General features: G+C 73.3%; 4 protein-coding genes. All 4 read right to left on the reverse strand.

Going from position 1 to position 5,473, the window contains the following annotated elements; translation table 11 throughout:
• A partial coding sequence (locus tag AOK24_RS42630; RefSeq protein ID WP_055725230.1) for an Rne/Rng family ribonuclease occupies positions 1 to 3,011 on the reverse strand: 3,011 nt, incomplete at its 3' end.
• 282 nt (positions 3,012 to 3,293) lie between these two features.
• On the reverse strand, positions 3,294 to 4,055 hold the full coding sequence (locus tag AOK24_RS42635) for a TIGR03936 family radical SAM-associated protein (RefSeq protein ID WP_055725231.1): 762 nt from the start codon (positions 4,053 to 4,055) through the stop codon (positions 3,294 to 3,296).
• A 47-nt stretch (positions 4,056 to 4,102) separates the two neighbouring features.
• Positions 4,103 to 5,167 carry a hypothetical protein gene (locus AOK24_RS42640; RefSeq protein ID WP_055725232.1) on the reverse strand — a complete coding sequence of 355 codons (1,065 nt, stop codon included), beginning with the start codon at positions 5,165 to 5,167 and terminating at the stop codon, positions 4,103 to 4,105.
• A gap of 51 nt (positions 5,168 to 5,218) precedes the next feature.
• Positions 5,219 to 5,473, reverse strand: a 255-nt coding sequence (locus AOK24_RS42645) for a GNAT family N-acetyltransferase (protein WP_159052200.1), incomplete at its 5' end; no start/stop codon positions are given.

Genomic DNA, 5,473 nt, shown 5'->3' on the forward strand with positions numbered 1-5,473 from the left:
CCACCGGAGACGGACGGCTGGTCGAGGTGAACGATCACACCCCGCCCATTGCAGTGCACGCACGTCTCGGAGAACGACTCCAGCAGCCCCTGCCCGACCCGCTTACGCGTCATCTGCACGAGCCCGAGCGACGTCACCTCGGCGACCTGGTGCTTCGTCCGGTCCCGGCCGAGGCACTCAAGGAGGCGCCGCAGCACCAGATCCCGGTTCGACTCCAGGACCATGTCGATGAAGTCGATGACGATGATCCCGCCGAGGTCCCGCAGCCGCAGCTGCCGGACGATCTCCTCGGCCGCCTCCAGGTTGTTGCGCGTGACGGTCTCTTCGAGGTTCCCGCCCTGCCCGGTGAACTTCCCGGTGTTGACGTCGACGACGACCATCGCCTCGGTCCGGTCGATGACCAGCGACCCACCGCTGGGCAGCCACACCTTCCGGTCCAGCGCCTTCGCGAGCTGCTCGTCGATCCGGTACGTCGCGAAGACGTCGACCTCGGACGTCCACCGCGACAGCCGCCCGGCGAGGTCCGGCGCGACATGGGCGACGTACCCGTGGATCGTCTGCCAGGCCTCGTCACCGCTCACGACGACCTTGGAGAAGTCCTCGTTGAAGATGTCGCGGACGACGCGGACGGTCATGTCCGGCTCGCCGTACAGCAGCGCGGGAGCGTTGCCGGTCTTGGCCTTCTTCTTGATCTCTTCCCACTGCGCCTGGAGCCGCTCGACGTCACGACGCAGCTCGTCCTCGCTGGCGCCCTCGGCGGCGGTGCGCACGATGACGCCCGCGTCCTCGGGGACGATCTTCTTGAGGATCGTCTTCAGGCGGGCCCGCTCGGTGTCGGGCAGCTTGCGGCTGATCCCGGTCATGGAGCCCTCGGGGACGTACACGAGGTAGCGCCCCGGCAGCGAGACCTGGCTGGTCAGACGCGCGCCCTTGTGCCCGATCGGGTCCTTGGTGACCTGCACCAGCACGGACTGCCCGGACTTCAGCGCGGACTCGATGCGCCGGGGCCCGTTGGCCATGCCGAGCGCCTCGAAGTTGACCTCACCGGCGTACAGGACGGCGTTGCGCCCCTTGCCGATGTCGATGAACGCGGCCTCCATGGACGGCAGCACGTTCTGCACCTTGCCGAGGTACACGTTGCCGACGTACGAGGTCGACTGCTCCTTGTTGACGTAGTGCTCGACGAGCACCCCGTCCTCCAGGACGCCGATCTGCGTGCGCTCGTGGCTCTGCCGGACGACCATGACGCGCTCGACGGCCTCGCGGCGCGCGAGGAACTCGGCCTCGGTGATGATCGGAACCCGGCGACGCCCCTGCTCACGCCCCTCACGGCGGCGCTGCTTCTTGGCCTCGAGACGGGTCGACCCCTTGATCGACTGCACCTCGTCGGACGGCTCGGCCTGCTTGCGCGGCTCGCGGACCTTCACGACGGTCCGCTCGGGGTCCCCGTCACCGTGCTCGGCCTCGGCCCCGGAGTCCCCGGCCCGACGACGCCTACGACGCCGGCGACGGCTCCCGGCGGTGGAGCCGGCCGCCGTGTCCTCGGCGTCCTCTTCCTCCTGCTCGGCGCTGTCCTCGGCATCCTGCTCGGCCTGCTCGGCGGCCAGTTCCTCGGCGTCGGCGGCCTCGTCCTCGGCGGCCTCGCCACGGCGACGGCGACGGCCACCGCGACGGCGGCGACGGCGCGACCCGGTCTCCTCGGCCTCGTCGTCGACGGAGTCCTCGGCGTCGGCGTCGACGGCGTCGACAGTGTCGTCGACGTCCTCCGGCTCCTCCTCGGCGACGGGCTCGGGCTCCACGACCGTCTCGACGACGTCCTCGGCGGGCGCGGCGGCACCCCGGCGACGGCGGCGGCGACGCGAGCCCGCGGGCTCCTCGGCGGCCGGCTCGACGGGGGCGGCGACGGCCTCTTCCACGACCTCTTCGACGGCCTCGGCCTCGGGCTCCACCTCCGCCTCGGCGGCAGCGGCCTCGGCCGCCGCCCGCTCCGGCGTCTGGAACTGGAACTTCGGCTCGGTGAACACCGGCGCCTGGAACACGGCCACGGCGGGCCGGGAGGGGCGCTTCGGCGACTCGTCGGCGGCGGGCGCGGGCTCGGAGAAGCCACCGGCGGCCTTGCTGACGACACGGCGACGCGAGCGGCGCGGGGAGGCGTCCTCGGCGGGCGCCTCGGCGGCGGGCGCGGGCGCTGCGGCCCGGCCGGCTCCGGCCCTGGTGGCGCGGGCCTTCACGGAGGTCTCGGGGGCCTCGGCCTGCGCGGCGGCCTCGGTCTTCGCGGCGGCCGGGGTCTCGGCGCTCGCGGGAGCCGGCGTCTCGGCGGCGGCCTCGTTCTCGGGCGCCCCGGCGGGCGAGGTCACGCGGCGCGTGACCCGGCGACGGCGGCGCGAGCCGGTGTCCTCCGCGACGGCCTCTTCGACAACCGGCGCCTCAACAGCAGGAGCGGCGGGCGCGGCCACCGGAGCCTCGACGGGCTCGGGCGCCTCGGCAGCGGCCTCGGCGGCCTTGGGCGCACCGGCAGGCGCGGACGCCCGACGGGTCGCCCGGCGGCGGGTGCGCGGAGCCGGAGCCTCTTCAGCGGCCTCTTCCACAGCGACGGCCTCTTCCTCGGCGGCGGCCTCTTCGACGACCGGCGTCTCGACGACGGCAGCGGTCTCGGCGGGCGCGGTCACGACCGCCTCTTCGGCGGCCTGCGGAGCCCCCGCCGGCGCGGACGCCCGACGGGTCGCCCGGCGGCGCGTACGCGGAGCGGTCTCAACCGGCGCTTCGGCCGCCCGCTCCTCGGCTGCCGCGGCCTGCGCGGGCGCGGTCTCGGCCGACGCTTCGGCGCGTACGGCCTCGTCGGTCCGTACGGCCTCGTCGGCCTGTATGGCCGAGCTGTTCTCGGCTCCTCCCTCGGCACCGGCGGGCGGGCCCGCCGGGCGGGACGCGGCACGGCGCCGACGACGCGGCGGCAGGGTGTCGCTGGGAGTGTTCTGTTCGGAACCCTCGATGGGGTCGGTCGGTTCGAGCATGCGGGCGTTTCTCCCGTCAGGCTCCCGGGCGCCGCGCCTGGTCCGGCGCCGGCCATGAGGGCCGGTCACCGCTGACGTCCGCGGGGTACGCGAGTCGCGTTCACCGCCGCCGGGGCGCGGGCGCCGCACGGGAGCTTTCCGTGTCCTGTCTCGCCGGTTCCGTACGCCGTGTTGCGTACGGCCTGGCGAAAGTCTTGTGGTCGGTGCGCTGCCCGACCCAGGTGGCTCCCGAGTACGAGGGCGGCGCTACGACGTCCGTCCTTCGCGGGACCTTCCCCCTGCCTACGCCTTCGCGGCGGCAGCCGGTTCGGCCGTTGAGAGGGCCTGAGCTGCCTCGCGGTCGGGCGCGAGCGGGTCGGTCACCGTGCCGGTCTCTTCATCGAGCAGCCCCTGCGCCAGCCTGGTCACCGCTGCGGGGACCGGCGGCGCCAGGTCGGCCACGGCGCGGAGACCGGACAGGACGTCGTCGGGTCGAACGGCAGGCGTCACGTGCCGAACAACCAGCCGCAGTATCGCACAGGGCTGGTCCGTCGGCCTATCAGCCAATTCACTCTGTGTTGTTTCCAGGTGTACGACTGCGGCGCGCGCGTCGAAATTCCTGACGCCGTTCTTCGTGGCCCGCTGGACCTCGACGACCTCGGCGGCGTTGAACGCGGCCACGGCCTTCTCGGCGTCGCTCTGCTCCACGCCGGCCAGCCGCAGCTCCCACACGGAGGCCGTCAGCCGGTCCGCGAGCCCCGAGGTCCTGGCCTCGACCGCGTCGGTGATGTCGAGGCCGTCCGGCAGCGACTCGTCGAGCAGTGCCCTCAGCCGCTGCGGGTCCCGCGCCGCCGTGAGCGCGATCTCCAGATACTCCGCCTCGCTGCCCGTGCCGGTGGGTGCGGCATTGGCGTACGACACCTTCGGGTGCGGCGTGAACCCGGCCGAGTACGCCATCGGCACCTCGGCCCGGCGCAGCGCCCGTTCGAAGGCGCGCTGGAAGTCACGGTGGCTGGTGAACCGAAGGCGACCGCGCTTGGTGTACCGCAGTCGGATGCGCTGCACCGCCGGAGCGGGCGGCGGGCCTTCGGGCTGTCGCTTACCCAGTTTCTTCAGTCCTTAGTGAGAGCTGTCGTACTTCTACCAAGAGTACGTCCCTCGCCGCCTCCAGGTTCCCGCCGAGCGACCGCTTCCCTCTCACGGGGTGCACCGAACAGGGTCCTGCGCAGGTCGGCGCGGGTCTGGCGGACCGTCTCGCGTGCGGAGGCGAGGACCTGCCGGGTGACGCGGCCCACACTGCGTGCGGCTTCGGCGGCGGGGCGCAGGACGGCGTCCCGTACGGCGTGGCCGACGGGGGTCAGCACCGTCGTACAGACCCACCGCACGGGCTCCACGAACACCCACCGGAACACGCCGACGAGGAACCGCCACACGGCGAGGGAGACCCACCCGGCGATCCGCCACGCGTGCCCGAGCGCGTCACCCACCTCGCGCGCGATCACCCCGAGCACCCGCCCCACCGGCGCGAGCACCCAGCGCCACAGCGCGACCAGCGGCAGCACGAGCAGCACGCGGACCGTCCAGTACAGGGCGAGCCACACCCCGGTGGCGACGAGCACGACGCCGCGCCACACCCCTTGAGCGCACCACCCGATCCCCCTGCCGACCGGCGCGAGCACCCACTCGTACAACCACCGCGCGGGTACGACGACCAGATACCGCGTCAGCCACGCGCCCCCGGCGCCGAGCGCCGCGATTCCCGTACCGATCCCGCGCAGCACCCACATCACCCCGCGGCCGATGGGCGCCAGCACCCATACGACGCCGTGCCCGAACGCGACCAGCACGTTCCGGTAGAGCCAGAGAGCGGGCGCCACGACAAGCATCCGTCCGAGCCACCCCAGCCCTGTCCCCACCGGCGCCACGACGTACCGCCAGAGCCCCACCAGCGGCCAGACGAACACCGCCTTCGCCACCCACGCCAGCCCCCGGCCCACGGGCCGCAGCACGGAGTCCCTCAGGACCCGCCCCACCACGACGAGCCCGTCCCACACCACCCGCACGGGCACGACCAGCACCAACACCACGATCCGCACCGGAATCCGGATCGCGACAACAAGACACCCCTCGGCATCCCGCCGAGCCCCCTGCGACTGTCCGTGCTTCTCCAGATCCATAACGGCATAGACGCTACGCCAGCCCACAAGGATGCGGCCAAACCCCCGCCCTCAGTATCGAACCTGCAACAACCGCTCGGAGCCCGCGAACCCGGCCCGCACATACGCGGGCACCGCCCGCCCCGACGAATGCACGGTCAGCCGCTCGACGCCCGACTCCCGGGCCCGCGCCACGACAGCCTCCAGCAACCGCCCGCCCACCCCGGCCCCGCGCTCCTCCGGCACCACGTACACGCACTGCACGTCCCCCGAGACCCGCTCCGGCGCGGTGGGCGTGGGCACCCGCGGCACGAGAGCCACCCATGC

The organism is Streptomyces niveiscabiei (genome assembly GCF_001419795.1).
In the GTDB taxonomy this organism is placed as follows: domain Bacteria; phylum Actinomycetota; class Actinomycetes; order Streptomycetales; family Streptomycetaceae; genus Streptomyces; species Streptomyces niveiscabiei.

What these genes read in the sequence shown, in the direction of transcription:
- AOK24_RS42640 (WP_055725232.1), bottom strand. Translation starts at nt 5,167, where the DNA reads ATGGATCTGGAGAAGCACGGACAGTCGCAGGGGGCTCGGCGGGATGCC.